Raw genomic sequence first — 25,286 nt, 5'->3', positions numbered from 1 at the left:
CCACCCTCCCACCGCTATCGACAGGCCCGCGCCCATCACGCGAAAAAACACCGATAGAAACAGCACCGGCCCCGGCAACTTGACACGCCACTGACTTCATTCAAAATATTCCTTTAACACACGGCTTGCGAGGCACTACGCTTTTTGGACGAGATTCCCATAGAAGCCTTATTCGGCGTTCTCATATTCCTGATTATCCTTTCCGCCTTTTTTTCCGGATCTGAAACTGGATTGGTCAGTCTGAATCGGTACCGCCTGCGGCACCTGGCAAAGACCAAGCATCGCGGCGCCACACGCGCAGCAAAATTGCTTGAACGTCCCGACAGACTGATCGGACTGATATTGCTGGGCAACAATTTCGTCAACATTCTGGCCTCTTCCATCGCCACGATACTTGCGCTACGTCTGTATGGTGAGGGCGGCATCGCCATTGCGGCGGGCATACTCACGCTGGTGATCCTCATTTTTTCGGAAGTCGCCCCCAAAACCCTGGCGGTGTTGCACCCGGAACGCTTTGCCTTTCCCGCCACCTGGATCCTGTCGCCCTTATTAAAGCTGCTCTATCCCCTGGTGTGGTTAGTCAACATTGCGGCCAATGGCCTGTTGAGACTGTGCGGCGTCAATGTCAACACGGCAACCAGCCAGGCACTGAGCAGCGAAGAACTGCGCCTGGTCGTCACCGAGGCCGGAGCGATGATTCCACGCCGGCATCAAATGATGCTCACCAACATCCTCGACCTGGAAAAGGCCACGGTGGACGACATCATGGTGCCGCGAAATGACTTGATCGGCATTAACATGGACGTGGACTGGGATGACATTCTCAGGCAATTGACCAACGCCCAACACACCCGCATGCCCGTCTACAAGGGTGACATCAACAATGTTGTCGGCATGATCCACGTGCGCAATACCTTGCATTTGCTCACCCAAAAAGAAACACAAAAGGAAGATCTGGAACGATGGATCCGGCCTGCCTATTTCGTCCCCGAAGGCACCCCGCTCAACAAACAGCTGCTGTATTTTCAGCGGGAAAAACGCCGTAGCGCGCTGGTGATTGATGAATATGGGGACGTACAGGGCCTGGTCACGCTGGAAGATATACTTGAGGAAATTGTCGGTGAATTTACCACCGACCCCACCATGCACATCAAGGAAGTTCATCGCCAAAGCGATGGAACCTACCTGGTGGACGGCAGCGCATCCGTACGCGAGCTAAATCGGGTTATGCACTGGAAACTGCCAACCAGTGGACCGAAAACATTCAGCGGCCTTATCACCGAGCACATGGAAAGCATCCCCGAGCCGGGCACCAGCCTGATGCTGGCGGGTTACCCCGTGGAAATTGTGCAAACCAAAGACAACATGGTGAAAACCGCACAAATCAACCCCAACTTCCGTCGCCCCAAAAGCAGTGATTCCAGCAATCAATCCGCGGCCTAACTTCCGGACACTCTAACCAACATGAACAACCGACGCCTACCCGCAGAATGGGAACCACAGAGCGGTGTAATACTGGTCTGGCCGCAAGCCCTCGGCGACTGGAAACACAATCTGGACGAGGTCGAAAAAAGCTATCTGTCGATCGCCGCCGAGATCTGCGCGCAGGAAACGCTAGTGGTCGTCTGCGCTGATGAGGCGCATCACGCCCATATCGAACAGCAACTGGATCTTCACCTCGCCCCCAAAAATATCGACCCAAACAATCTGCGATTCATCATTGCCGCCAGCAATGACAGCTGGGTGCGCGACACCGCCCCCTTCAGCATCATCGAAAACCGTGACGACAGCGGCGAAAATGGCGAGAATAAAGAGCACTTCTACCTGCTCAATTTCACCTTCAATGGCTGGGGCGACAAATATCCCTCGGCACTGGATAACGCCATTACCCAACACCTCACCGAGGGGCGTATCTTTGGGCAACATCCCGTGATCAATCACCCGATGATACTCGAAGGCGGCAGCATCGAATCGGATGGACAGGGTACCTTGCTGACCACCACCAGCTGCCTGGCCAATCCCAACCGTAATCCGCAGCTGTCGATAGAGGACATCGAAAAAATATTACGCACCGAACTAGGTGCAAAACGTATCCTGTGGCTCAACCATGGCCAGCTCATTGGCGACGACACCGATGGACACATTGATACCCTGGCGCGTTTCTGCTCCCATGACACGATTGCCTACACCCACTGTAACGATGAATCCGACATCCAATATGCGCCACTGGTGGCGATGGCCAGCGAGCTCGCCACACTAAAAACCGCCGACGGCAAACCCTATCGGTTGCTACCACTCCCCATACCCGCCGCCATCTACAATCCGCAAGGTGATCGCCTGCCTGCAAACTATGCGAATTTCCTGATCATCAACAATGCGGTGCTTGTCCCCACCTACAATGATCCCAACGATGCCCTTGCCCTACAGACACTGGAGGGCTGTTTCCCGGACAGAAAGGTCATCGGCATTAACTGTCACAGCCTGCTGCAACAATTTGGCAGCCTGCATTGCGCGACCATGCAGTTTCCACGCGGCGCTTTATCGTCTCTCAGCACACCGGAAATGAAACCATGAACAGAACCGTCACCCTGGGCCTCGTGCAACACGCCTGCACCCCTGACCCCGCCAGCAATCTCAAAAAAACAATCGATGGTGTGCGGGCTGCTGCACAGCAAGGCGCCCGGTTAGTGTTATTGCAGGAACTGCATGCAACGCATTATTTCTGCCAGCAGGAATCCGCCGAGAATTTCAAATACGCCGAATCCATACCGGGCCCAAGTTCCGACCAGCTTGCCCATCTGGCCGCCGAACTGGATATTGTCATTGTTGCATCCATCTTCGAACGTCGTGCCGCCGGCATCTACCACAACACCGCGGTGGTGCTCGACGGACAACACGGCATCGTCGGCACCTATCGAAAAATGCACATTCCGGATGATCCGGATTATTACGAAAAATATTATTTTACGCCCGGCGATTATGAAGCGGGACGACAGGGTTTTGAACCTGTCGACACCTCCGTCGGAAGGCTGGGGATTTTGGTGTGTTGGGATCAATGGTTCCCGGAGGCGGCACGCTTGATGGCGCTTGCAGGGGCCGAGTTATTGCTTTTTCCGACCGCGATTGGGTGGGACAAACAGGACGACGAAACTGAACAAAACAGACAACGCGATGCCTGGATAACGGTGCAACGCGCACATGCCATTGCCAACGGGCTGCCTGTCGCCGCCTGCAATCGCAACGGCTTTGAGCCGATCGAGCCGCAGGGCTCGGCGCAGACCACGGACAACGGTTCAGCACTGCAGGATAAGGGGATTGCGTTTTGGGGGTCGAGCTTTATTGCCGGGCCGCAAGGTGAAATCCTGGCCCAGGCCGCCACTAACAAGGAGGCCGTGATTCTCGCCACGCTGGACCTTACTCACAACGAAAAGGTCCGCCAGGCCTGGCCATACCTGCGTGACCGTCGCATTGATGCCTACCCCGAATTACTAAAACGGTATCGCTCATAGCGGCATTCATGCACCGCCGCACCGGCCTCATCAGACCGGTTACGGTACATGTACCCGCCAGGCCGCACCCGTCCTACGCGACCGATATCGGTATCAGGAGCGACCCAAACAGACCCGCTATTAATTGTGGCTTGAAGGGTCGCCTTCCGGCCCGATCACGCGCGTGGTCTGCACGCCACGGGGACTGCTTAATATCTCGAATTTTACCGGCTGACCTTCTTTCAAGGTCTTGAAGCCTGCGCCATCAATCGTCGAATAATGAACGAAGACATCTTCCCCGCCATCCTCCGGCACAATAAACCCGTAACCCTTGGCGTTATTAAACCACTTCACTGTTCCTGATTGCATAATCTCAACCTCTTATTCCTTTACTGGTCTGACTAACAAACCAACCAATGAAACACGTCATTCCACAATTCCTATTGTAGATCACGGCCCCGCGACATCGATGAATCGGCAAGCCGCCGGACACGCTCAGACGCGCAGTTGGCAACTCTAGACAATTGTCAATTTCATTGCAATCCTCTGAAAATACTGACTATGAACCAAAAATTCACTTAAGCCAAACACTTATCTTCAACCGGGTTTTTCGTCCACCAATCCCGGCTTCGCCGTCTATGGCCGCGCACGTCCCTTTGATTTTGAAAATGCATTCCCCCCTCACACCGACCATCCCGCACAATACTTGAGAAAAACACATAAGTATTTTTTCTGCGCCCCAAAATCATTCCCTGGGCAAATCGCTTGTCACTGACATCACATCGACTACGCTTTATTTAACATGTCGATAAAGCTTATCGATGCCACAGCAACGATGTACTTATCGGCCGTTCTTAGGTTGGCAAGTTCAGGGTTGGCAAGTACAGGTTGGCAAGTTCAGGCTGGCAAATAATGAAACCCTGGCGAATATCGTCTGTCGCCGCGGCTCATCCGGGTGGACACAAGTCGTCTGCGGTATCTTGTCTATCAATCAGGACATAAGACCCCGGACGGCCTGCCCATCCACTGGCATCATGTATGTAATGGAGGTGTTTTTATGGCTCAGCTCATCGATAAATCACTGCAAAACAGCAATGCCCTGCAAAATATTGGCCTGATCGATCGAAGCGTGCGGATACTGGTCGGTTTAGCGATGGTCGGTAGCTGGTTTTTCTACCCTGTTGAATCGGTCAGCCTATGGTTTGCGATGCTGCCCCTGCTCGGCGTTTTTCCTTTGCTGTCCGGCATCCTCGGCTGGTGTCCGGTCTATGCGATATTCCGCACAAAATCCTGTGGAATGGATAAGCGCAATACCTGTAGCACCCTGCCGAACCAGATCGATCACATGCTCCATCCACACTAAGGTCATTCACCTCATTGCCAAAAAGCCCCGCACTGCGGGGCTTTTTGCGTACGCTAGTACGAGTTATTTCACACCCGCCACCCGTTGCCGGCGCGCCAGCACCACTTTCACCACGAGCAGAATGGGTAATGCCGAATGCCATAACAGATCAAATATATCCACTGGTTTCGTTAGCGAACCATCCACTAACATCGTCAGCTTTTCCCATAGATGGGGTTGAGGGACAAACGGCGCCAGCCCCATAAAAATGGCGGCCAGGATCAGCGGCACCAGCGGGATTTTCTCTAACCATCGCATAACAAACCCTCACAAAACATAATTTATTACTGGGACACAGGGATTGAAACACAGAGAATAAGGATGCCCTTCACCCAACGTCGATTCCCGCTACCTCAGCCCACCCACCAAGTCAAGGGACTGTAATGTCCCCGTATCAGGTATAATGCGCGGCTGTTCGTCCAACTGACCACCAGAAAGGGACCTCGAAAGGATCCAGACAAGGGGTTGATCAAGTTGGTCGAAACTTACTGACAACACCAAAAAAAAACACGGTTCCCCGCCAGCCTCCGGTTTGCCGGCGACCGGGTTTTGGACTTTATCACATATGGCATTGAAGACTGACGACAAGGCCCTGCGTTCGCGCGTGAAACTACTGGGCACCCTTTTAGGCAACATTCTGCACGAGCAGGAAGGTAGAGATGTGTTATCCGCGGTTGAGACCCTGCGCAAGGGCTACATCAATCTTCGGAAAAATGATAATCCCGCCAAACGTCGTCGCCTTAATCAACTGATTGAAGGTCTGTCTTCGGAAAGTCTGGTGCATGTCGTGCGGGCCTTTAGCACCTATTTCAGCCTCACCAACCTCGCCGAGGAATCGTACCAGCACCATCAGCGTCGCAAACAGCTTCGCCAGATAGGCAGCACCGAGAGCCTCTGGACCGGTTCGTTTGACGCCACCCTGCGCGAGCTGCGCGATCAGGGAATCAATCCCGAACAATTACAGATCCTGCTGAATCAGCTGGCCTATATTCCCGTCATCACCGCCCATCCCACCGAGGCCAAGCGTCGCACCATCATGGATGCGCAGCGCCGCATCTTTGAGACCAATGAAGAGCTCAACGATACCCGGCTCACCAAACTGGATAAAATAGAGCTGATCGACAAGCTGGAAAGCCAGATCCAGATTCTGTGGAAGACCGACGAAGTCCGCACCATTCGTCCCCGCGTTAAAGACGAAATTGGTTACGGGCTCAGCTATTTCAATGAATGCCTGTTTGATGCGGTTCCCAACACCTATCGAAATTTTGAAAACGCCGCGTTGCGCGTCTGCGGTAGAACGCCAGAAGGCAATCCGAAAGTCACTATCCCCAGCTTCTTACGCTTCGGTTCCTGGATCGGTGGTGACCGCGATGGCAACCCCAACGTCAAACCGGACACCACGGCCATGGCGGTGCGTCTGCAGTCACAAACCATCTTGCTGGAGTACCTCAACCGTATCCCCGAACTCATCGAGTTACTGACCCATTCCGACAGACTATGCACGCCCACCGTGGCGATGCAGGAAAGCCTCAAGCGCGATGAACAGTACATGGAGCAGAGCTTTGCCGACAAACCGGAACGTTTTCGCCATGAACCGTATCGCCGCAAGCTGAGCATCATGCGTTATCGCCTTGAGCGCAATCTGGTGGCGCTCAAGGACAAATTACATAAACGTCACGAGCGCGGTGATGCACACATTGCCGACCGTTATCCGTCCGAAAAAGAATTCCTGACCGACCTTAAAACCATCTATGAATCATTGGTCAGCCATGGCGACAAACGTATCGCCGACGGCAGACTCAAAGACCTGATTCGTCTCGCTGAGACATTTGGCTTTTATTGCCTGCGTCTTGATATACGCCAGGAATCCACACGTCACAGCGAAGCGGTTGCCGAGATTTTCCAGCAGATCAATATTGACTATTTGTCGCTAGACGAAAGCGCCCGCCTCGCCGCGCTGGAAAAGGCTATTCAGGACCCTGATGGCATCGATACAGAACGCGCCGGACTCAGTGAGACCACACAGGAAACACTGGATGTATTCCGGGTAATGGTACAAATGAGAGACGAGGTCAGTCAAAAAGCTTTTGGCAGTTATGTCATTTCCATGACCCATGAAGCCAGTCATGTAATGGAAGTATTATTCATGGCACGGCTCGCGGGTCTGGCCGGCTATCACAACGGCAAAGCCGAATGCGCAATTCGCATCGCCCCGTTATTCGAAACCATCGAAGATCTGACTCATATCGAACCGGTGATGAGCACGCTACTCGACAACCCAACCTACTCAGCCATGCTGAAGCAGGTCGGCAACCTGCAGGAAATCATGCTGGGATATTCCGACTCCTGTAAAGATGGCGGCATCCTCGCCTCGGTGTGGAACCTGTACGAGGCACAGCAACGCGTCACCCAATTGACCAACCAGCACGGCGTGCGCTGCCGCCTGTTCCACGGCCGTGGCGGCACCATCGGCCGTGGTGGCGGCCCGACCCACGAGGCGATTCTGTCGCAACCCGAGGGCACGGTGCATGGCCAGATCAAGTTCACTGAACAGGGTGAGGTGCTGTCCTTCAAATACAGCAATCGGGAAACCGCAGTCTATGAACTCACCATGGGGCTCACCGGGCTGATCAAGGCCAGCGCCAACCTGGTCCAGCCCACCACCCCGGAGCGCCAGGATTATCTGACCACCATGAATGAATTGGCCAAAACCGGCGAGGCCAGCTATCGCCAGCTGACCGATCACACCGAAGGCTTTCTGGATTATTTCTACGAAGCCACACCGGTCAGCGAAATCGGCCTGATGAACATCGGCTCACGCCCCTCGCATCGGAATAAGGGTGATCGCGCCAAGACCTCGGTCCGCGCCATCGCCTGGGTGTTTGGCTGGGCGCAGTCGCGTCATACCCTGCCGGCCTGGTTCGGCATTGGTGCCGCACTGGAACAGTGTCGACAAAATGATCCCGGCTGTCTGGAGCGATTACAAAAGATGTACCAGCAGTGGCCCTTCTTTCGCGCCCTGCTCAGCAACACACAGATGGCCCTGTTCAAGGCGGAGCCGAACATCGCCAAAGAGTATGCGGGACTGTGCGTGAACAAGCAGACCGGTGAACGGGTTTACCGGATATTCCTCGAAGAATACACGCGTACCGTAAGGCAGGTACTGGAGATCACGGACTCACAACGCCTACTGGAAGAGAACCCGGTGCTGGAGCTGTCATTGACGCGCCGCAATCCCTACCTCGACCCCCTGAACCATATTCAGCTCACCCTGTTAAGACGCTACCGTGACGAGACGCTGAGCGACGAGCAACGCGAGAACTGGCTCAATCCGCTACTGCGTTCCATTAATGCGATTGCTGCGGGCATGCGCAACACCGGCTAGCCCTGAAAAAAGCGGATTAGAGAATTGGGGTTTATACCCTCCAGGCACTGGTCCGCTATTTTCGGCATCACCCTTCTCGCTAAAAGCGGCTCATGCCGCCCATCATTCCACCAAACAGCATCATTATGATGCTGCCAATAATCGACAGGATGATAAATGCCGGAATAGATGCCACCACCCACTTCACCATGAACACCACCATCGACAGAAATGGCATACGAATATCCGTCACCACGACACACCGGCCCTCTTGTTCATCCATCATTTTTCGCCCCCTTGATTAAGAAAAACAGCCGCAGATTAACGTGCGCACGATCGGCGCGACCTGATCCGATAAGCCGCTGATTTTGGCTATCGCTTTAGTGGCAGATAGACTACCTTTAGTGATACTAAAAACCACGTATCGCAAATCATGCACCAACACCCCCTCGTATTCACCATTTTCCTGATCTTTGTCGGTGCCGCCATAGCCGCCACGATCGCCCTGTACGCCCGCCAGGCACTGCTGGTCGCCTACATTTTTCTGGGTGTCTTATTTGGCCCGTCAGTGCTGGGGCTGGTCAGCGACCCGGTGTTGATCCAACAAATCTCCCACGTCGGCATCATGTTTCTGCTGTTCTTGCTCGGCCTCAACCTGCCACTCGCCAAGCTGATTCCGCTGATTCAGAAAACCACCCTGGTCACCGGCGTAAGCTCGATATTGTTTGCCATTGTCGGCGCCGGTGTCGGCTGGGCATTCGGATTCACCCCCACCGAATGCCTGATTATCGGCGCCAGCCTCACCTTTTCCAGCACCATCATTGGCCTGAAACTGTTGCCGACAACGGTATTGCACCACAAACGCAGCGGCGAAATCATCATCAGCATTTTGCTGTTACAGGACATCATCGCCATCATCATCCTGCTATTGTTACAGACCGCCGGCCAGGGCGGCCTCCCCTGGGTAGAGATCGTGCTGAGAATAGCCGCGCTGCCCGCACTCATCGGCATCGCCTATCTATTGGAACGCTACATCCTGCTCCGACTCGTCGCCCGCTTCGATAAAATCCAGGAATATATCTTTCTTCTGGTCATTGCCTGGTGCCTGGGATTTGCCCAACTTGCCGCAGCGATGGGACTTTCCACCGAGATTGGCGCCTTTCTCGCCGGGGTCGCCCTGGCCCGAAACCCCATTGCGCTATTTGTCGGTGAAAGCCTGAAGCCCTTGCGAGACTTCTTTCTGATTATTTTCTTTTTTTCACTGGGCGCCAGCTTTGAACTGCGAATGTTGTCGACCATTTTTATTCCCGCCATCCTGCTGGCCGCCCTTGTGCTGCTGGGAAAACCTCTGGCGTTTCGCTGGTTGTTGCGCGGCTCCGGCGAGGCAGCGGATCGCTCCAGCGAAATCGGCGTTCGTCTTGGTCAGATCAGCGAGTTTTCGTTATTGATTGCCGTGCTCGCACTGGAATTGCACATCATCAGTGACGCGGCATCTGCCCTTATTCAGCTGGCCACCCTGCTGACATTTATCGTCTCTTCCTACGTCATCGTAAGGCACTACCCGACACCCATTGCCATCGACGACAGCCTCCGACGAGACTGAGCCCCTTGGGAAAAATTTAGTGCTTCAACAGGGTGCAAAACCCATTGTTATGGTCTATAGCTAAAATAGATTAAAAAAATGGTTTCAAGCCTCACAAAAGCACATGATCCGGCAAGGTATCGAACAAGGTATCGAACAAGGTATCGAACAAGGTATCGAACAAGGTATCCAACATATGGCATGCGGGATAGAGCATGAACCTTTATGCATAGTCTCAATGAAGTCTCAATGAAGTCTCAACGTGGTCTCACTGTCGTCCCAACATGGCCTCGACCTATAGAAACATGATCTTGACCACCATCATCAGTTTGATTCGTACCGATAACGATGAATACGGGGGAGCTGACGTCATGAAACAAAAAAATCATAAAACCCTGATTGCCCTCGTTGGCGGCCTGTTCCTGTTCACCACAGGCAACAGCCTTGCCACCGACTACCGGCCGGCCATGCTGGCCAATCCCTGCGCAGGCTGCCATGGCCCGGATGGCGCCAGCCCGGGACCGATACCCCCCCTGAAAGGCCTGCCCGGCAGCTACATCATCTCCGCCATGCAGGCCTTCAAGACGGACCAGCGCCAGGGCACCGTCATGAATCGCATCGCCAAGGGCTACACCGATGAGGAGATCAAACTCATGGCCGGGTACTTTGAGGCCGGCCGTTAACATCAGGCTATTTATTGGCAGTTGTTTATTTGCAGTTACGGCAATAACAACACCAGGAGGTGCATCATGAACACCTTGGACCGTCGCCGTTTTTTACAGTGGTTAGGGGCTGCATCCGCGCTGAGCGCATTCGGCATGCCCTCGCTCTCGTTCTCCCGGTCCAGCGCCCGGATTATTGTTGTGGGCGGAGGCTTTGGCGGTGCCACCTGTGCAAAATATCTTAAACGTTTTGATCCTTCACTTACCGTCACCCTGATTGCACCCGAACCGACCTTTATCACCTGCCCCTTCAGCAATGCCGTGATTGGGGGGCTGAAAAAGATCGGCTTCATTACCCATAACTATGAAAAATTACGCACAGTGCACGGCGTCGATATCGTCCACGATAGCGTCAAAACCATAGACCCCGATAGCAAAAAGGTTCACACCGCAGGCGGCAAAACACTGGCGTATGATCGGCTGGTTTTGTCACCGGGCATCGATTTTCAGTGGAATGCGATCGAGGCCTATGACCAGGCCGCCAGCCAGGTCATGCCACACGCCTGGCAGGCGGGAGCACAGACCACCCTGTTGCGCAAGCAGCTGGAAGCCATGCCCAATGGCGGTGTCGTCATCATCGCCGCCCCCGCAGACCCCTTTCGGTGTCCACCGGGGCCATATGAACGCGCCAGCCTCATCGCCCATTATCTGAAACAGCATAAACCCCGCTCCAAGGTTCTGATTCTTGATGCGAAGGATAAATTCTCCAAGCAGCCGCTATTTCAGGATGCCTGGGATGAATTCTATCCGGACCATATTGAGTGGGTGCCCGGTTCTCAGGGCGGCAAGGTGACGCGTGTCGATACCAGGCAGATGTCGGTGCATACGGGGGACGAGGCGCATAAGGCTGCCGTCATCAATATCATTCCGCCACAGACCGCCGCCGCCATTACGCATAGCAGCGGCCTGACCGACGAGAAAGGCTGGTGCCCTGTCAACCAGAAAACCTTCGCCTCGACCCTGCACAAAAATATCCACGTCATTGGTGACGCCAGTATTGCGGGTAAAATGCCTAAATCAGGTTATGCCGCCAGCAGCCAGGCCAAGGCCTGCGCCGCCGAAATCGCCGCCGAACTGCGTGGTGAAAGTGTCGGCACCTCGTCCTGGGTAAATACCTGCTATAGCCTGGTGACACCGGACTACGGTATTTCAGTGGCCGCGGTCTACCGGCTTACCGACAACGTCATCATGCCGGTGGAGGGTGCGGGTGGCGTCGGTCCGCGCGATGCGCCAAGAGAGACCCGACGTATGGAGGCCCTCTACGCCGAGGGCTGGTACAAGGCCATTACTGCGGATATTTTTTCCTGACGGTTTTATTTCGGCAGGGCTGAGGACTCGATGATATCCCTGACGCTCAACTGAGCGAGGTGCTCAGCGGTCAGGGCATCGATCTGCTCCATAATATCCAGCACCGGCTGCCCGGCATGCAGGGTTGTTTCCTGCCCTGGCAGGGAATCCCCGCTCACCACATCGAGCACCTGCTTCACTAAAATGGTTTCCAGATCCCGGCCCGGCATCAGCTGCGAAGAGTCATCCCCGGCCTTCACCACCAGTCTGTGCGCGATCAGCCTCGACACCACCTCATCAACCGTCTCCATAGGCAAGGCGAATTCCGCCGCCAGAGCATCCACCGTCCATCGGTTGTCGCCGCCATGAAAACCTTGCCCCAGCCGGCGCATGATCTCCAGCGCCATGACCGCCTGATGTCGCAAGCCCAGCCGGGCGCGGGCACCGCTGCTGGTCTGATAACCGGGATTCTGATGATAAAAGGCGATACTCGATCCCAGCAACAACACCAGCCAGTTCAGGTACAGCCACAACAGAAACAGAATCACGATGGCAAAGCCTGAATAGACCGCCGTGTATTTTGCCGAGCCGACAATAAACGAGGCAAAGCCCCAACCCACCGTCTCCCACAGCACGCCCGCAATCGTGCCGCCGATCAGGGCGCTACGCCAGTGCACGGTCGTGTTGGGGATGATCAGATAGGTCAGCGTAAAGGCGACGATCACCAGCAGGTAGGGCAACACCTTGCTCAGCACATAGAACAGGCTGCCAAATGGTTCGATGGCCAGCAGTTCAGTGACCAGGGCGCTGCTCATAACCGATGCCGTAATACCCAGGGCCGTTACTATCAGCATCGGCCCCACCATTACCACGCTGAGATAACCGCTCAGGCGCTGCGGGAGGTTGCGCAGACTGGACACATGCCAGATAAAATTGAAGGCCTCTTCCACCTTCTGCAACAATGACACCACCGTGTAGATCAGCAACAGCAGGCCCAGGAAACCCAGCACGCCAACGCCGATGTTTTCCACAAAGCGCACAATCTGCGTCGTCATCTCGACGCTCTTTTCGCCCAGCGGGGCAAGAAAATTCAGCAACAGCGGTTCGATCTGGTTATGCACCCCAAAGGCCTTGAGCAGCGAAAAGCTCAGTGCCAACAGCGGCACCATCGAGAGCAAGGTGGTGTAAACCAGGCTCATGGCACGCAGGGTAAGTTGTCCGCGCATGAAATCTTCAACCACACGATACAGGATGCGTGCGGCAACCAGGGCCAGCGCCTGCGGCCTGGACATCCGCTCTGCATCGGAAATCCAGAGCACCCGCTGTAAATGCTCAAACCACTGTGGGAAATTCTTGATCATCATGCCGTAAGTCTAACGCATATCTGCCCGTATGGGCCTGCCGGCTGAAGGATAAAGGCGGAGAAAAATAGCGGCCTAAAAGGTAGGGCAAACAGACGCCATAAAAGAGTACGAAGGGAAGAGAGGAGAAGAGAAGGGAAAGGAGACCGCCTAGGTCTCAAACGCCGTAATCATCCCCGCCGCCAGCCAGGCCTTAAGAAAACCGGCCGCCTGCATGGGCACCATTTTCTGATTCTGCATCTCCTCCGCCAGCGCACCGCAGATCTCGGAAAAGCCGGCCCCCGACAAAGCCGCCTGCAGCGCGACCGCTTCAGCGGCCTCCAGTGACCGGTACTGGGTCAGCAATGCCTGACGCCATAACAAACACTGGGCCGGCTCGGACAGGTGCACTGGCGCAAGAAGGGATTCCCCGTTTTTTGCCGCCCGCCAACAGGCCAGGGTGCTCCACCAGATGGTGATCATCCGCACCGAGGGATGAAAGCGCATCCGCAGCTCGGGCCAGGCTTCGGGGGGAATGGCCGCCGCCGCTGCTTCCGTGACCGGCTCGGCATCGGCCGCGTCAAACGCCGCAGTGAAGTTCCATTCCAGTTGCGCCATTTCGGCCGGCCAATGATGCTCCCCCGAATCGGCCTGATAGCCTAAAAAGGCGGGAAAATCCTGACCAAACCAGCGTAACGAATAATAGCGTGACGGGTAACGATGGATGTAAGCCATGCAGGCCTCACTGAAAACCTCCTCGCCCAGCAGTTTTTTGAGTATCTCAAAATCGGTCCCCAGCGCCTCTTCCAGGCGGGAATAATAGGCGTTGCCGTAGATGGCCAGGCGCACATCGCTGGGCACCGCCTGGGTACTGATGATGTACTGGGAGAATTCTTCATCACCGTTCACCACGTTGCGCTTGAAGGCGTTCTGCAATGCTTTCAGGTCGGGCATGGTGGCGTCTCCGGCCTTTCGTCCAGGGTGGCATCGGCAATCTGCCGCAGTTCGCCCAGCTCCGCCATCAGTTCCTCGAAGGGGGGAAAGCGGTCGTCGCGTTCTATCATCGCCGACACCGGGCCAAAATGTTTCAGCGCCTCGGCATACAGATCCCACACCGGCTGCACCACGGGGTGGTCGTGAGTATCGATCACATAATCGCCATAATCCGCATGCCCCGCCAGATGAAGCTGCCAGACGCGGTCCGCCGGCACACCGCGAATATAATCCAGCGGATCAAAACCGTGGTTGCGCGCACTGACGTAGACATTGTTGACATCGAACAGCATCAGGCAGTCCGCACGCCGCATGATCTCCGTGTGGAACTCCCACTCGCTCATTTCCGACTGGGCATAACTCACGTAACTGGAGGCATTCTCCAGGAGGATTCGCCGGCCCAGGTAATCCTGTACCTGCTGCACGCGGTCCACCACATGGGCAATAGCCTCTTCGTTGAACGGCAGTGGCATCAGGTCATGCAGATTGTGGCCGCCCTGTCCCGTCCAGCACATGTGGTCGGAGACCCAGCGAGGTTCGACCCGCGCGATGAGTTGTTTTAATCGCCGCAGATAGGCCTTGTCCAGCGGATCGGTGCTGCCGATGGACATCGACACGCCGTGCATCACCAGCGGATAGTTTTCCCGCACCCGCTCCAGAAAATGTAACGGCTTGCCACCGTCCACCATGTAGTTTTCCGAGAGTATTTCAAACCAGTCGACCGCGGGCCGGGTGTCAACAATGGTGTCGTAATACTCCGGCCGCAGTCCCAGGCCGTAACCCAGAAACGGTTTGTCGTGTTTTTTAAGAATTTCAGTCTGCACAATTACAACCTAAACCACCATCACATTAATGAAAACCGCAACCGAACCATCGCGCATAAAAAAGGCCGGTGCCACGAGGTGATTGAATCCCCCTGCGCGACACCGGCCTCCTTGACGCATAACCAACGATCAGTCGCCGATCTTGCCACCGACCTTGTCACAGGCACTCTTGGACATGCTGACAAAGCCCTGGCCCTTGCAGGAGCTTTGACCCTTGCAGGCATTGCTTGCCGATTTGCAGTCATTGTTGCCCTTGCACTTGTTGACGCCATAACAATGGACCTTGGCTTCGTCGCCGGCATGTACCGTTGCCATTGGGGCAAAGGCAAACAGGCTCGCCGCGGCGATGGCCAGGGCAACATTGGTGGTTTTCATTGCTTTCATTGTATCTCTCTCCATGGGTTGACTAAAAAAGTAACTATAAACAGTATGAGCACAAATATTGGGCGTCGATCAAACTACGCATCATCATTAAGACAGGAAATTATCCCGCAACTATCACGACAACCCATAAAATCACCTTCGTTATAAATCAACATTCATAAACCTGTGTTCACAGGCATTGCGCGCAACCCAGGGCGTTCCGGTCGAGCGCCTCTCGCCATGACCTGCACACCAGGCTTTGACACACAGGACGGGGCATTGTTACAACAGAAGATACAATAGCCTCCTACAACTCAAGCTCCCCCGTGGCCTGCGCGCACAGCCCCTCCGCCTCCGCCTCCGCCACCGCCTGTTGCCAGGCCGGATTCTGCTGCAGGGCCGCACGATCGAACTGGTGGCGCTCGTGGAGACGGGCCAGGCGCACGTGGGCCACCGGATCGGCCGGGGCATCCAGGCGCTCCAGCAGGCGGACCGATTCTTCAGGGTGATTGCACACCAGCAGCATGTCGCAGCCTGCCGCCAGCGCCGCCTGACCGCGTTGCACGATATCGCCCATCACCTGCGCGCCCTTCATGGTGAGATCATCGCTGAAGATCACCCCCTGAAAACCCAGCCGCTCGCGCAAAATCGACTTCAGCCAGCGGGCGGAAAAACAGGCGGGCCTGTCGTCCACCGCCGGATAGATCACGTGCGCGGGCATGATGCCCCCCAGCCCGGCGCGGATCAGCCGGCCAAAGGGTTTCACATCCCGCGCATAGATGTCCTCAAGGCTGCGCTCATCCACCGGCATGTCGATGTGGGAATCCGCCACCACCGCGCCGTGGCCGGGAAAGTGCTTGCCGGTGGCCAGCATGCCCGCCCGCTGCATGCCCAGCATGTAGGAGACGGCCAGCTCGCCCACCACCTCCGGCTGGCGATGAAAGGCGCGATCCCCGATCACCGTGCTCACGCCATAATCCAGATCCAGCACCGGCGCGAAACTGAAATCCACCCCCACCGCGCGCAGTTCTGCCGCCATCAGCCAGCCGCAGGTCTCGGCCAGCTGCTTGGCCCGTTTGGGCTCATCGGCGTAGATCCTACCGAAGATCCCCGCCGGCGGCAGAGAGGTAAAGCCGTGACGAAAGCGCTGCACCCGCCCCCCTTCGTGATCCACGGCCACCAGCAGATGAGGGTCGCGCAGGCCATGGATGGCGGCTACCAGCTGCTGCAGCTGCTCGGGGGATTCATAATTGCGGGTAAACAGGATGACCCCGCCGACCAGCGGGTGTAACAGGATTTCGCGTTCCTCGGGGCTGATCTCCAGTCCGACGAGGTCCAGCATGATGGGGCCGAGTGACATCCTTCAAAAAACCTCATACAAGGGTGGGCATTGCCCACCATTCGTAGTTTATATAAGCCTCGTTGGTGGGCAATGCCTTTATGCCCCGCGGGTACACCCTACAGACTGCGAACCTACCGTTTCTGGTTACGCACATCCAGCCGGTCGCGCAGCCGATCACCCAGTAGATTGACCGACAACACCACCAGCATCAAGGCCACGCCGGGCACCAGCACCATGTGCGGCGCCACCAGCAGATAGCGCGCGCCGTCACGGATCATGCTGCCCCAGGAGGCCTCGGGCGGTTGCACACCCAGCCCCAGGAAGGACAGGCCGGCCTCGGCGATGACAATACCCGCAATGCCGAAGCTGGCCTCGACGATCAGCGGCGCCATGATCAGCGGCAACAGGTGCCGAAACACGATCCGCCCCGTGCCCGCGCCCAGGGCAACGGCCGCCTGCACATGCTCGCGGTGTTTGAGGCTCAGCACCTGGGCCCGCGCCAGCCGGGCATAACCCACCCAGCCCACCACGCTCAGCGCGATCACCACGTTTTCGATACCGGGGCCGAGGATACCGGCCAGGGCGATAGCCAGCAGGATACCGGGAAAGGCCAGAAAGATGTCCATGATGCGCACCACCAGCAGGTCCCAGCGCCCGCCGAGATAACCACTGAACATGCCGATGCCGGTACCGACCAGGGTGGACACCAACACCACCCACAGGGCGACGATGAACGAGGTCTGCGCGCCCGCCAGCACCCGCACGCCCAGCGACCGGCCCAGATCATCGGCCCCCAGCCAGTGCTCGCTGCCGGGTGGCAGCAGGATATGCTGCAACACGATGGTGTCCGGCGCCAGGGGCAGCAAGGGGCCGAGCAGTGCCACCAGGGCCCACAGCACGATCACCGCCAGCGGCAACCACAGGCCCAGCAGCGTGGCCACGCTGACGGTCGGCGCCCGCAGCGCGTACGGCCGGTTCATGCCGAGCCACCCAGTCGCACGCGGGGATCAAACCGGCTGTAGGCCACATCGGTGAGGGTATTGACCAGCACATAACTCACGCTGATCAACAACACGCAGGCCTGCACCACCGGGTAGTCGCGGCGCTGGATGGCCTCGATCACCAGCTGGCCGATACCGGGCCACGAGAACACCGCCTCGGTGATCACCGCCCCCGCCAGCAGCGCGCCGAGCTGCAGGCCCAGCAGGGTAATCACCGGCAGCAGGGCATTGCGCAGGGCATGGCGCCAGATCACCGCCCGCGGCCCCAGCCCCTTGGCGCGGGCGGTGCGGATATAGTCCTCGCCCAGCACCTCCAGCAGGGTGGCCCGCACCATGCGCGAGAGGATCGCGGCCATGGCCGTGCCGAGGGTGATGGCCGGCAGCACCAGCGAACTCAGCCCCTCCCGGCCGCTCACCGGAAACCAGCCCAGCCATACGGCGAACACCAGAATCAGGATCGGCCCCATCAGAAAATTGGGGATAGACACCCCCAGCAGTGACACCGCCATCGCGCCGTGATCCCAGGCCGAATCCTTTTTCACCGCCGCCATCATGCCCAGCGGAAACGCCACCAGCACCGCCACCAGCAATGCCGCCAGGGCCAGCTCCAGCGTGGCGGGCAGGCGCTCCAGCAGGATGTCGGCGATCGGACGCTGGGAATGCAGCGAGGTCCCGAGGTCAAACTGCAGCACGTTGCCCAGGTAGCTGCCGAACTGCGCCCACAGGGGTTTATCCAGCCCCAGCGATTGGCGTAGCGCCTCGCGATCCGCCGCCTGTGCCGATTCACCCAGCATCACCTCCACCGGATCACCCGGCACCAGATGGATCAGCAGAAACACCAGACACAGCACACCCAGGATCACCACCGCGGCACTGGCCAAACGAGAAATCAACAGCGGCAAAACACTCCCTCGACAATAAGTCTCGACAATAAACCTAGAAAATAATTTTCTGCATTGTGCGTGTTTCCCCCCCCCTCTACAACCGCCGGGCGCGCAAGGGAAAATTTGCCGCTGGCCACGGCACTTGTACAATAGGCCCTCATCCGCCGCCGACTGACAGCGGGCGTCGCCGGGACAGCGGCTGGAAAACAAACCGACATAACATCCGACACCTGACCCGATAACCTGACCCAATACCCTACATGCCGACCATCCAGCCCATCACCGCAAGCCAGCAGCAGACGGTGACCGACCGTGTCGCCGAGCTGCTGCGCCAGTGCGAACGACACTTCAACCGGCCCTTCGCGCCGATCGAGATCCGCTTTGACCTGCGCGGGCGAATCTCGGGCATGTATGTCTTCAAACATCGCCAGCAGTGGCTGCGCTTCAATCCCTTCATCTTTGCAAAATATTTTGCCGACAGCCTCGACAACACGGTGCCCCACGAAGTGGCACACTATGTCACGCAGGTGTTATTCGGGCTCAAGAGAATCCGGCCGCATGGCCGGGAATGGAAATCCATCATGCAGACCCTGGGGGCGGAACCCCGGGTGACGGGGGACTATGATCTTGACGGTATACCGGTCAAACGGCAGCGTCGCTTCAGTTATGTCTGTGACTGCATGACCCATCAGTTGACGACCATACGCCACAATAGAATAGCCAGGGGGCAGTCCCACTATTTTTGTCGCCGGTGTAACGGGGAGTTGCTGCAGCGGCCCTAGCCCGGGTGATTCAGGCGCGGTAGGCGCTGATCTCCGGCACGTTGCGCTCAAGGCTCAACTGGTAGCGCCCGCCCAGACCGGACAGGCGATAGACGATGATCGGATGGTCGATACCTTTGGGCGTGAATTCACGCTTGCCGTCCACCCACACCTCCAGCCTCCCGCCGAGAAAGGCCGATTCCGAGATCATGATCTCGTCACCCGCGGCACAGCCCTGAATGCGGGCGGCGAGGTTCACGTGTTTGCCGATGACGCTGTAGTTGGAATGTTTTTCGGAACCGATGTTGCCTACCATCACATCCCCGGTGTTGATACCGATGCCCATCTTCAGTTCCGGCAGCTCGCTGGCGCGATTCCGCGCATTGACCGCCGCCATCCCCAGCTGCATTTCCAGCGCACAGGCCAGGGCGCGTTCGGTGTCGTCGGGGCGTTCCCGGGTGGTGCCAAAGGTGGCCAGCACCTCGTCGCCGATCAGCTTGTCCACCGTGCCACGGTATTTACGGATTACGTCGATCATCACATCGAAGAAATTGTTCAGCATCTCCACCACCCGTCCCGGTGGCAGGTGCTCGGAGATCTCGGTGAAGTTGCGGATATCGGCGAATAGCACGGCGACCTTCTGTAGCTCACCGCCCATTTTGCTGGCCGACGGCGACTCCAGCAGATTCTTCGCCACCTCATCGGTCACATAGCGGCCGAACAGTTTGAGCAGCAGTTTGTTGCGTCGGGAAACATCCTCCGCCAGATGGATGGCCTTGTTGTAGGCCTGGGCGAGGGCCGTTTGGGTATGGACCCGGGCCAGCAGGATTTTTTTATTAAAGGGCTTGGTGAGGTAGTCATTGGCGCCAAGGCTCAGGGCGTTGGCGACCTGGTCGGTCTCGTCCAGGGCCGTGGCCATAATAATGGGCAGCTCGGTCATGGAAAACTGCTGACGCGCCGCCTTCAGCACGGCGATGCCGTCCACCTCGGGCATCATGATATCCAGCAGCACCAGGTCATAGGCATTGAGCCTGATCAGCTCCTGCGCCTGACGGCCGCCACTGGCCAGCGAGACGCTGTAGCCCTGCCGCACCAGCATCCGCTGAAGAATGTCACGATTGGTGATTTCATCATCGACAACCAGAATATGGCCATGGGTAGTTTCAATCGATGTCATGTCGCCGGTACCCGGTAAGGAAGTGTGATGATCTTCCCACCGGTATCGGAATGCGTCGTCAGCCACACTGTGACGTGGCTCACAGTTTGCGTATCGACCGGCAACCGGGCGGCATTCAGGCGCGTGCAGGCGCTCACGCTGAGCGACGAGGGGACTAGTCCCGATACAGCTCCGGGTGCTGCGCGGTGGCACCCCGCTGCTGGCAGATCCTGGCGGCGAAGGCCAGGGCGCGATCCAGCGTGTAGGCGATTGACCAGCCCTGCAGAATCCCCTGGATAGTCACCGCGCTGAAGGCATCGCCCGCGCCGACGGTATCGACGATGGCATTGGCCGCCACCGGCCGGCCCTCCGCGAGTCCCTCCGCACTCACCACAAAGACGCCCTGCGCCCCGCGGGTCACGATCAGCCGTTCCAGCGCGCAGTCTGCAAACAGGGTCTTTGCATAGGCCTGTAGCTCGGGCCCCTCGGTCAACGGCCGACGGCTGACCTCGCACAGCTCCTCGTCATTGAGCTTCAGCCAGCGGGCGCGCTGCATCAGTTGCTCGATCCGTGGCGGCTCCCACCAGGGGGCGCGCAGGTTGAGGTCAAGAAAAACCGGTGGCCCGGACTGCCGGCCATCTAACTGCAACAGGGAATCCAGGGCCGCCCGCGAGGCCGCCTCCCGCAGCGCCAGACTGCCATGGTAGACCAGGGCCGCCGGCTGCTGCCCCACCGCCGCCAGGGCGGCCGGTGCGGAGATATGATCGTAGGCCTGCCCGGGCACAATTTCGTAGCTCGGCTGGCCGTCCTGCTCATGCACCGTCACCTGACCCGTGGGGTAATGCTCGCTGCGTTGCAGGCCCGCGACATCCATCCCCCACTCGCGCATGGTGGCGCAGACCTTGTCACCGAGGGCATCGCTTCCCACGCTGCTGATCATCAATGGCGCACAGCCGAAACCCTGCAGGTGCCAGGCGACATTGAAGGGCGCGCCACCCAACACCGCCTGACCATCGGCAAAACAGTCGAACAATACCTCGCCGAAGATGATCGGCCGCGCCCCGGCTGGAAACGTCGGCCTGTTTGTTGGGGTGCTTTCTGTCATGACATCGGTCCACTGTCGATCTCGGCCGGATCACCGATATACACCTTCACCCCGGGCGCGACGGCGTCAAACAGCGCCACCACATCGGCATTGCGCATCTTCACGCAACCGTGCGAACCGGGCACGCCCATCACATCCTCATCGGGACAGCCATGAATGTAGATATAACGCCGCATGGTATCCACCGGCCCCAGACGATTCCTGCCCGGCTCCAGACCGGACAGCCAGAGTATCCGCGTCAGTATCCAGTCGCGATCCGGAAACGTCTCGCGCAGGGCCGGCGAATAGATCTCGCCGGTGGCGCGCCGCCCCACGAACACCGTATTGGCCGGCGCATCGGCGCCGATCATCGCCCGCACCTGATGCCAGCCACGCGGCGTGCACTCACTGCCCATCTGTTCGCCAGGGCCGTTGCTGGCCGTCGCAATCGCCACCTCCATGCGCAGCTGATGGTCGGAGCGCAACTGCAGGCGTTGCTCGGCAAGATCGACAACAATGATACTGTCGGTATTCACACGCACTACCCTATCGATGTCTGATGTCCAATGTTTGATAGCAACAATATACGGCAACTCACCCTAAACCGTAACCGCGCCTTGCACGTGCCCGGGGTATTCCTTAGGCTGTTGAGATACGCGTTAGGCTGTGAGATGCGCGCTGAAACAGGATATAAAATGTCGCCCGGTGATCGCACATGAAGAAAACAGTTTGAGATGGCACTACTGCAGACCGTCATCCGCACGACGCAGTAGCGAATGAGCGCGAAGCCGCCACGATCACCGACAACCACAGGTTCAGATCCGCATGACAACCCCCGCAGACCACATCGACACCAAATGGGGCGAGCCCGACCCCACCCATGATCCCTACATACTGGCGCATTTTCGGGCCCGCCCCGGCGACGTGCTCATCACCACGGCGCCCAAGGCAGGCACCACCTGGATGCAGCAGATCCTGCACCAGTTGCGCTGCGGTGGTGACGACCGGTTTCACGCCATCGATGAGGTGGTGCCCTGGCTGGAACTGCCGCGCGCAGGGCGGCACTGGTCGGAGGTGCTCGCCGACTATGAGGCCCTGCCCGCGCCGCGCATCTTCAAGACCCATTGCACCTATGAACAGACCCCCGGCATCGACACCGCGCGCTTCATCCTCACCTCACGCGACCCACGCGACTGCTGCATCAGTTTTTATCACCACAAAAGGGATATGACCGATGCGGCAAAGGCACGCATGAATATCCGCCACACCGAAGACTTCGATGCCTTCCTGGATGAATGGCTGCACTATGAAAGCTGGTATCGCAACGTCAGCAGCTGGTGGCCGCATCGCAATGACGACAATGTGTTATGGCTGCGCTACGAAGACCTGAAACAGGACCTTGATGCCGGGCTGGATCGCATCCTCGGTTTTCTCGGCTGGGAGCTCGGTGCGCCACAGCGTGCGCGGGTACTGACACTCTGTTCCTTCGAGTGGATGAAGGCCAACACGATTCGCTTCGCACGACAGGACAGCACCGGCGAGGCCGTCTTCAAGCCCGGTGGATTTATTCGCAAAGGCCAGATCGGCGACGGGAAGAGCGCCTTGTCCGCTGAACAGGAGCAGCGCATTCTCGACCGGGCCCGGCAACGACTCAGTCCCGATTGCCTCGCCTTTTTCGGTATCGAGGCCTAAGGCTACCAGCGACTAACGAGGCGCATAGCGCACCGTCAGCAGCCCATCGTAATTACCGTCCAGGCTCAGGGCGTAATCGGTGATCCCCTTGCGCGCCACAAACACATGGTCTTCATACCACAAGGGGACATAGGGCAGGGTCTCCAGCAAGCGCTGTTGCAGCTGCCGATAGGCCGCCGCCTGCGCGTCCAGTGTGTCGGCATCCGCCGCCACCTCGATCAGGCGATCCACGGCCTGATCCCGAAAACGGCCGCGGTTGGCGCCATTGGGGGGCATAGCGTCGCTGTGAAAGGCATAACGGAAAATATCCGGCGTCTTGATCCCCACCCAGGACAGGCTAAACATCTGAAAGTTACCCGCCTTGATATCGCCATAAAAGGTGCCCCAGTCATAGGTCCGCAGATCCATGTCGATGCCCACCGCCTTCAGCTGGCTCTGCAACACCGTGGCCAACCGCACCCGAAACGCATTGGTGGAGGTCTTGTAGCTGATCTTTAACGGCCGCTGTGGGCTGTAGCCGTGCCTGGCCAGCAGCGCCCGGGCGGCATCCGGGTCATAGGGGATTGCGGCCAGCTGCGGGTTTCCCGCCCAGTGGCTGGGCGGCAGCAGGGCGCTGGCCGGACTCGCCGCGTCGCCCATCACATAACGGATCACGGAGCGGCGATCGATGGCCATGGCGATGGCCCGCCGCACGTCCGCCTCGCCGGTCACGCCATCCTCCAGATTAAAGCCGAGATAGGTGAAGTTGGAGCCACGCGCCCGACTGACCTCGATGCCCTGGCGCTTTTGCAGATAGCCGACCAGTTCCGGCGACAGATCGTTTTGCAGCATGTCCACCTCGCCCCGCAGCAGCTTGAGTACCCGCACGGTAGCATCACTGACCTGGATAAAACTCAGGCGCTGCTGGTCACTGCGACGCAGCAATTGCAGCCGCCCCTCCTCCGGCCAGGCAACAAACCGAAACGGACCGCTGCCGATCGGCTGCTGATTGAAGGGGTGGCCGGCGGTCATCTGCACCGCCGGCAGGATGCCGATCACCAGATAGCCGGGAAACAGCAGGTCGGCCTTGCTGAGGTGGAAGTCGATGGTGTCGGCATCGACGACCTCGATGCGCCGGATCATGGCCAGGGTGGCGCGGTGCGGCGAGGCAGTGGCCGGATCGAGCACCGCGTCATAGGTGGCCTTTACATCCCCGGCGGTGAGCCGCTGGCCGGTGTGGAACTCTCGCGCGCCGACATCGCGCAACCGAAAGCGGTAATGGGTGGGAGTGAGCACCTGCCAGTCGGCCAGGCTGGGCACCGGCAGCTGGCGATCGTCGAAATCCACCAGCCGCGCATACAGCAGCCGATTGATGCGGCTGGAGGTGGCATCGGTGGCAAAACGGGGGTCCAGGGTGATGGGGGCGCTGGCCAGCCCGATGCGCAGGGTGTCATCGCTGACGGGCGCGCAGGCCGCCTGCAACAGCAGCAGTCCCAGCAGCAGCGGGCGCAAAAGGGGCAAGGCCTTACCAGTCTTTAAAGGGGTGTTTGACCAGGCAGACATTGTAATAGCGCGGATCATCCGAGACCTCTGCGCCCAGCCAGGCGGGACGCTGGAAGTCTTCATCGGGCGCGGACAGCTCGATCTCGGCCACCACCAGGCCCTGATTGTCGCCCGCAAAGACATCGATTTCCCAGCAGTGTGCACCATGTTGCACATGGTACCGGGTTTTCTCGATGAGCGGACCGTCGGCCAGGGTGTCGAGTAATTCATTGGCGTCGGCCAGCGGAATTGCATATTCATATTCCTGCCGGGTGACACCCAGCGTGGCGCTCTTGATGTTGAGGTGGGCCCGGCTGCCGGCGATGCGCACCCGGATCGAGGCCTTGGCCGCCGGGCCGGCTCCCGCGGTGCAGAGATAACCCTGTCGCATCGTCACGCCGTCATCGGCCTGCGCCCGCCAGTCGGCACTGGCCAGCAGAAATTTGCGTTCGATCTCGACGGCCATTTTCTATTTCCGAC

General features: G+C 58.1%; 25 protein-coding genes. 10 read left to right on the top strand and 15 right to left on the bottom strand.

Features of this window, described 5'->3' with window-relative positions:
- The first annotated feature begins 144 nt into the window (after positions 1-144).
- The 3 genes from RRB22_10320 to RRB22_10310 are packed head-to-tail and all read left to right on the top strand — an operon-like array spanning position 145 to position 3,509.
- Positions 145-1,443 carry an HlyC/CorC family transporter gene (locus RRB22_10320; GenBank protein MDT8384801.1) on the top strand — a complete coding sequence of 433 codons (1,299 nt, stop codon included), beginning with the start codon at positions 145-147 and terminating at the stop codon, positions 1,441-1,443.
- A 21-nt stretch (positions 1,444-1,464) separates the two neighbouring features.
- On the top strand, positions 1,465-2,574 hold the full coding sequence (locus RRB22_10315) for an agmatine deiminase family protein (protein MDT8384800.1): 1,110 nt from the start codon (positions 1,465-1,467) through the stop codon (positions 2,572-2,574).
- Entirely contained in the window at positions 2,571-3,509 is a 939-nt protein-coding gene (locus RRB22_10310; GenBank protein ID MDT8384799.1) for a carbon-nitrogen hydrolase, read from the top strand. Before RRB22_10315 ends, RRB22_10310 begins: the two co-directional genes overlap by 4 nt.
- A 120-nt stretch (positions 3,510-3,629) precedes the next feature.
- On the opposite strand, the gene RRB22_10305 is transcribed toward RRB22_10310, so the two are convergent.
- Complete coding sequence (locus RRB22_10305; GenBank protein ID MDT8384798.1) at positions 3,630-3,857, bottom strand: cold-shock protein; 228 nt, start codon at positions 3,855-3,857, stop codon at positions 3,630-3,632.
- A 688-nt stretch (positions 3,858-4,545) separates the two neighbouring features.
- On the opposite strand from RRB22_10305, the gene RRB22_10300 reads away from it, so the two are divergent.
- The gene (locus tag RRB22_10300) at positions 4,546-4,851 is read left to right on the top strand and encodes a DUF2892 domain-containing protein (GenBank protein MDT8384797.1); all 306 of its coding nucleotides are present in this window, start codon (positions 4,546-4,548) and stop codon (positions 4,849-4,851) included.
- Positions 4,852-4,914: 63 nt separating this feature from the next.
- On the opposite strand, the gene RRB22_10295 is transcribed toward RRB22_10300, so the two are convergent.
- The gene (locus tag RRB22_10295; GenBank protein ID MDT8384796.1) at positions 4,915-5,148 is read right to left on the bottom strand and encodes an RND transporter; all 234 of its coding nucleotides are present in this window, start codon (positions 5,146-5,148) and stop codon (positions 4,915-4,917) included.
- Positions 5,149-5,455: 307 nt separating this feature from the next.
- Between RRB22_10295 and ppc the strand changes: the two genes are divergently transcribed.
- Positions 5,456-8,275, top strand: coding sequence for a phosphoenolpyruvate carboxylase (ppc, locus tag RRB22_10290; protein MDT8384795.1), 2,820 nt, complete (start codon positions 5,456-5,458; stop codon positions 8,273-8,275).
- A gap of 79 nt (positions 8,276-8,354) precedes the next feature.
- On the opposite strand, the gene RRB22_10285 is transcribed toward ppc, so the two are convergent.
- A complete protein-coding gene (locus RRB22_10285) occupies positions 8,355-8,540 on the bottom strand; it encodes a hypothetical protein (GenBank protein ID MDT8384794.1) in 186 nt (61 codons plus the stop codon).
- A gap of 147 nt (positions 8,541-8,687) precedes the next feature.
- Here RRB22_10285 and RRB22_10280 point away from each other — a divergent pair, with 147 nt between their 5' ends.
- The 3 genes from RRB22_10280 (at position 8,688) to RRB22_10270 (ending at position 11,866) form a co-directional block, all read left to right on the top strand.
- Entirely contained in the window at positions 8,688-9,857 is a 1,170-nt protein-coding gene (locus RRB22_10280) for a cation:proton antiporter (protein ID MDT8384793.1), read from the top strand.
- Between the two features lie 350 nt (positions 9,858-10,207).
- Positions 10,208-10,519: a cytochrome c gene (locus RRB22_10275; GenBank protein MDT8384792.1), complete on the top strand. Its 312-nt coding sequence runs from the start codon at positions 10,208-10,210 to the stop codon at positions 10,517-10,519.
- Positions 10,520-10,585: 66 nt separating this feature from the next.
- Positions 10,586-11,866: an FCSD flavin-binding domain-containing protein gene (locus RRB22_10270; GenBank protein MDT8384791.1), complete on the top strand. Its 1,281-nt coding sequence runs from the start codon at positions 10,586-10,588 to the stop codon at positions 11,864-11,866.
- Between the two features lie 5 nt (positions 11,867-11,871).
- Here RRB22_10270 and RRB22_10265 read toward each other — a convergent pair whose 3' ends face one another.
- From RRB22_10265 to RRB22_10235, 7 genes are all read right to left on the bottom strand, one after another.
- Entirely contained in the window at positions 11,872-13,209 is a 1,338-nt protein-coding gene (locus tag RRB22_10265) for a YihY/virulence factor BrkB family protein (protein MDT8384790.1), read from the bottom strand.
- 147 nt (positions 13,210-13,356) lie between these two features.
- The gene (locus RRB22_10260; protein MDT8384789.1) at positions 13,357-14,139 is read right to left on the bottom strand and encodes a DNA-binding domain-containing protein; all 783 of its coding nucleotides are present in this window, start codon (positions 14,137-14,139) and stop codon (positions 13,357-13,359) included.
- Complete coding sequence (locus RRB22_10255; GenBank protein ID MDT8384788.1) at positions 14,127-15,002, bottom strand: DUF692 domain-containing protein; 876 nt, start codon at positions 15,000-15,002, stop codon at positions 14,127-14,129. Before RRB22_10255 ends, RRB22_10260 begins: the two co-directional genes overlap by 13 nt.
- A gap of 129 nt (positions 15,003-15,131) precedes the next feature.
- Positions 15,132-15,386 carry a hypothetical protein gene (locus RRB22_10250; GenBank protein ID MDT8384787.1) on the bottom strand — a complete coding sequence of 85 codons (255 nt, stop codon included), beginning with the start codon at positions 15,384-15,386 and terminating at the stop codon, positions 15,132-15,134.
- Positions 15,387-15,672: 286 nt separating this feature from the next.
- Positions 15,673-16,725: a beta-N-acetylhexosaminidase gene (gene nagZ, locus RRB22_10245; GenBank protein ID MDT8384786.1), complete on the bottom strand. Its 1,053-nt coding sequence runs from the start codon at positions 16,723-16,725 to the stop codon at positions 15,673-15,675.
- A gap of 113 nt (positions 16,726-16,838) precedes the next feature.
- Positions 16,839-17,687 carry an ABC transporter permease gene (locus RRB22_10240; protein ID MDT8384785.1) on the bottom strand — a complete coding sequence of 283 codons (849 nt, stop codon included), beginning with the start codon at positions 17,685-17,687 and terminating at the stop codon, positions 16,839-16,841.
- Positions 17,684-18,610, bottom strand: coding sequence for an ABC transporter permease (locus RRB22_10235; protein ID MDT8384784.1), 927 nt, complete (start codon positions 18,608-18,610; stop codon positions 17,684-17,686). Before RRB22_10235 ends, RRB22_10240 begins: the two co-directional genes overlap by 4 nt.
- 242 nt (positions 18,611-18,852) lie before the next feature.
- On the opposite strand from RRB22_10235, the gene RRB22_10230 reads away from it, so the two are divergent.
- Positions 18,853-19,374, top strand: coding sequence for a SprT-like domain-containing protein (locus tag RRB22_10230; GenBank protein MDT8384783.1), 522 nt, complete (start codon positions 18,853-18,855; stop codon positions 19,372-19,374).
- A 10-nt stretch (positions 19,375-19,384) separates the two neighbouring features.
- On the opposite strand, the gene RRB22_10225 is transcribed toward RRB22_10230, so the two are convergent.
- The 3 genes from RRB22_10225 to RRB22_10215 all read right to left on the bottom strand — a co-directional run bounded on the left by RRB22_10225 (position 19,385) and on the right by RRB22_10215 (position 22,129).
- Positions 19,385-20,530, bottom strand: coding sequence for an adenylate/guanylate cyclase domain-containing protein (locus RRB22_10225; GenBank protein ID MDT8384782.1), 1,146 nt, complete (start codon positions 20,528-20,530; stop codon positions 19,385-19,387).
- Positions 20,531-20,684: 154 nt separating this feature from the next.
- Complete coding sequence (locus RRB22_10220; protein ID MDT8384781.1) at positions 20,685-21,614, bottom strand: carbohydrate kinase; 930 nt, start codon at positions 21,612-21,614, stop codon at positions 20,685-20,687.
- Complete coding sequence (locus RRB22_10215; GenBank protein ID MDT8384780.1) at positions 21,611-22,129, bottom strand: L,D-transpeptidase; 519 nt, start codon at positions 22,127-22,129, stop codon at positions 21,611-21,613. Before RRB22_10215 ends, RRB22_10220 begins: the two co-directional genes overlap by 4 nt.
- A gap of 289 nt (positions 22,130-22,418) precedes the next feature.
- Between RRB22_10215 and RRB22_10210 the strand changes: the two genes are divergently transcribed.
- Entirely contained in the window at positions 22,419-23,285 is an 867-nt protein-coding gene (locus RRB22_10210; GenBank protein ID MDT8384779.1) for a sulfotransferase domain-containing protein, read from the top strand.
- Positions 23,286-23,297: 12 nt separating this feature from the next.
- Here RRB22_10210 and RRB22_10205 read toward each other — a convergent pair whose 3' ends face one another.
- Together RRB22_10205 and RRB22_10200 are read right to left on the bottom strand one after the other, a co-directional pair.
- Positions 23,298-24,785 (bottom strand): ABC transporter substrate-binding protein, encoded by a 1,488-nt coding sequence (locus tag RRB22_10205; GenBank protein ID MDT8384778.1) that lies wholly within the window; start codon positions 24,783-24,785, stop codon positions 23,298-23,300.
- Positions 24,786-24,789: 4 nt separating this feature from the next.
- On the bottom strand, positions 24,790-25,272 hold the full coding sequence (locus tag RRB22_10200) for a CYTH domain-containing protein (GenBank protein ID MDT8384777.1): 483 nt from the start codon (positions 25,270-25,272) through the stop codon (positions 24,790-24,792).
- Positions 25,273-25,286: the final 14 nt, after the last annotated feature.

The organism is Gammaproteobacteria bacterium (genome assembly GCA_032250735.1).
In the GTDB taxonomy this organism is placed as follows: Bacteria; Pseudomonadota; Gammaproteobacteria; order SZUA-152; family SZUA-152; genus SZUA-152.
This window is presented reverse-complemented; position numbering and strand designations above follow the sequence as displayed.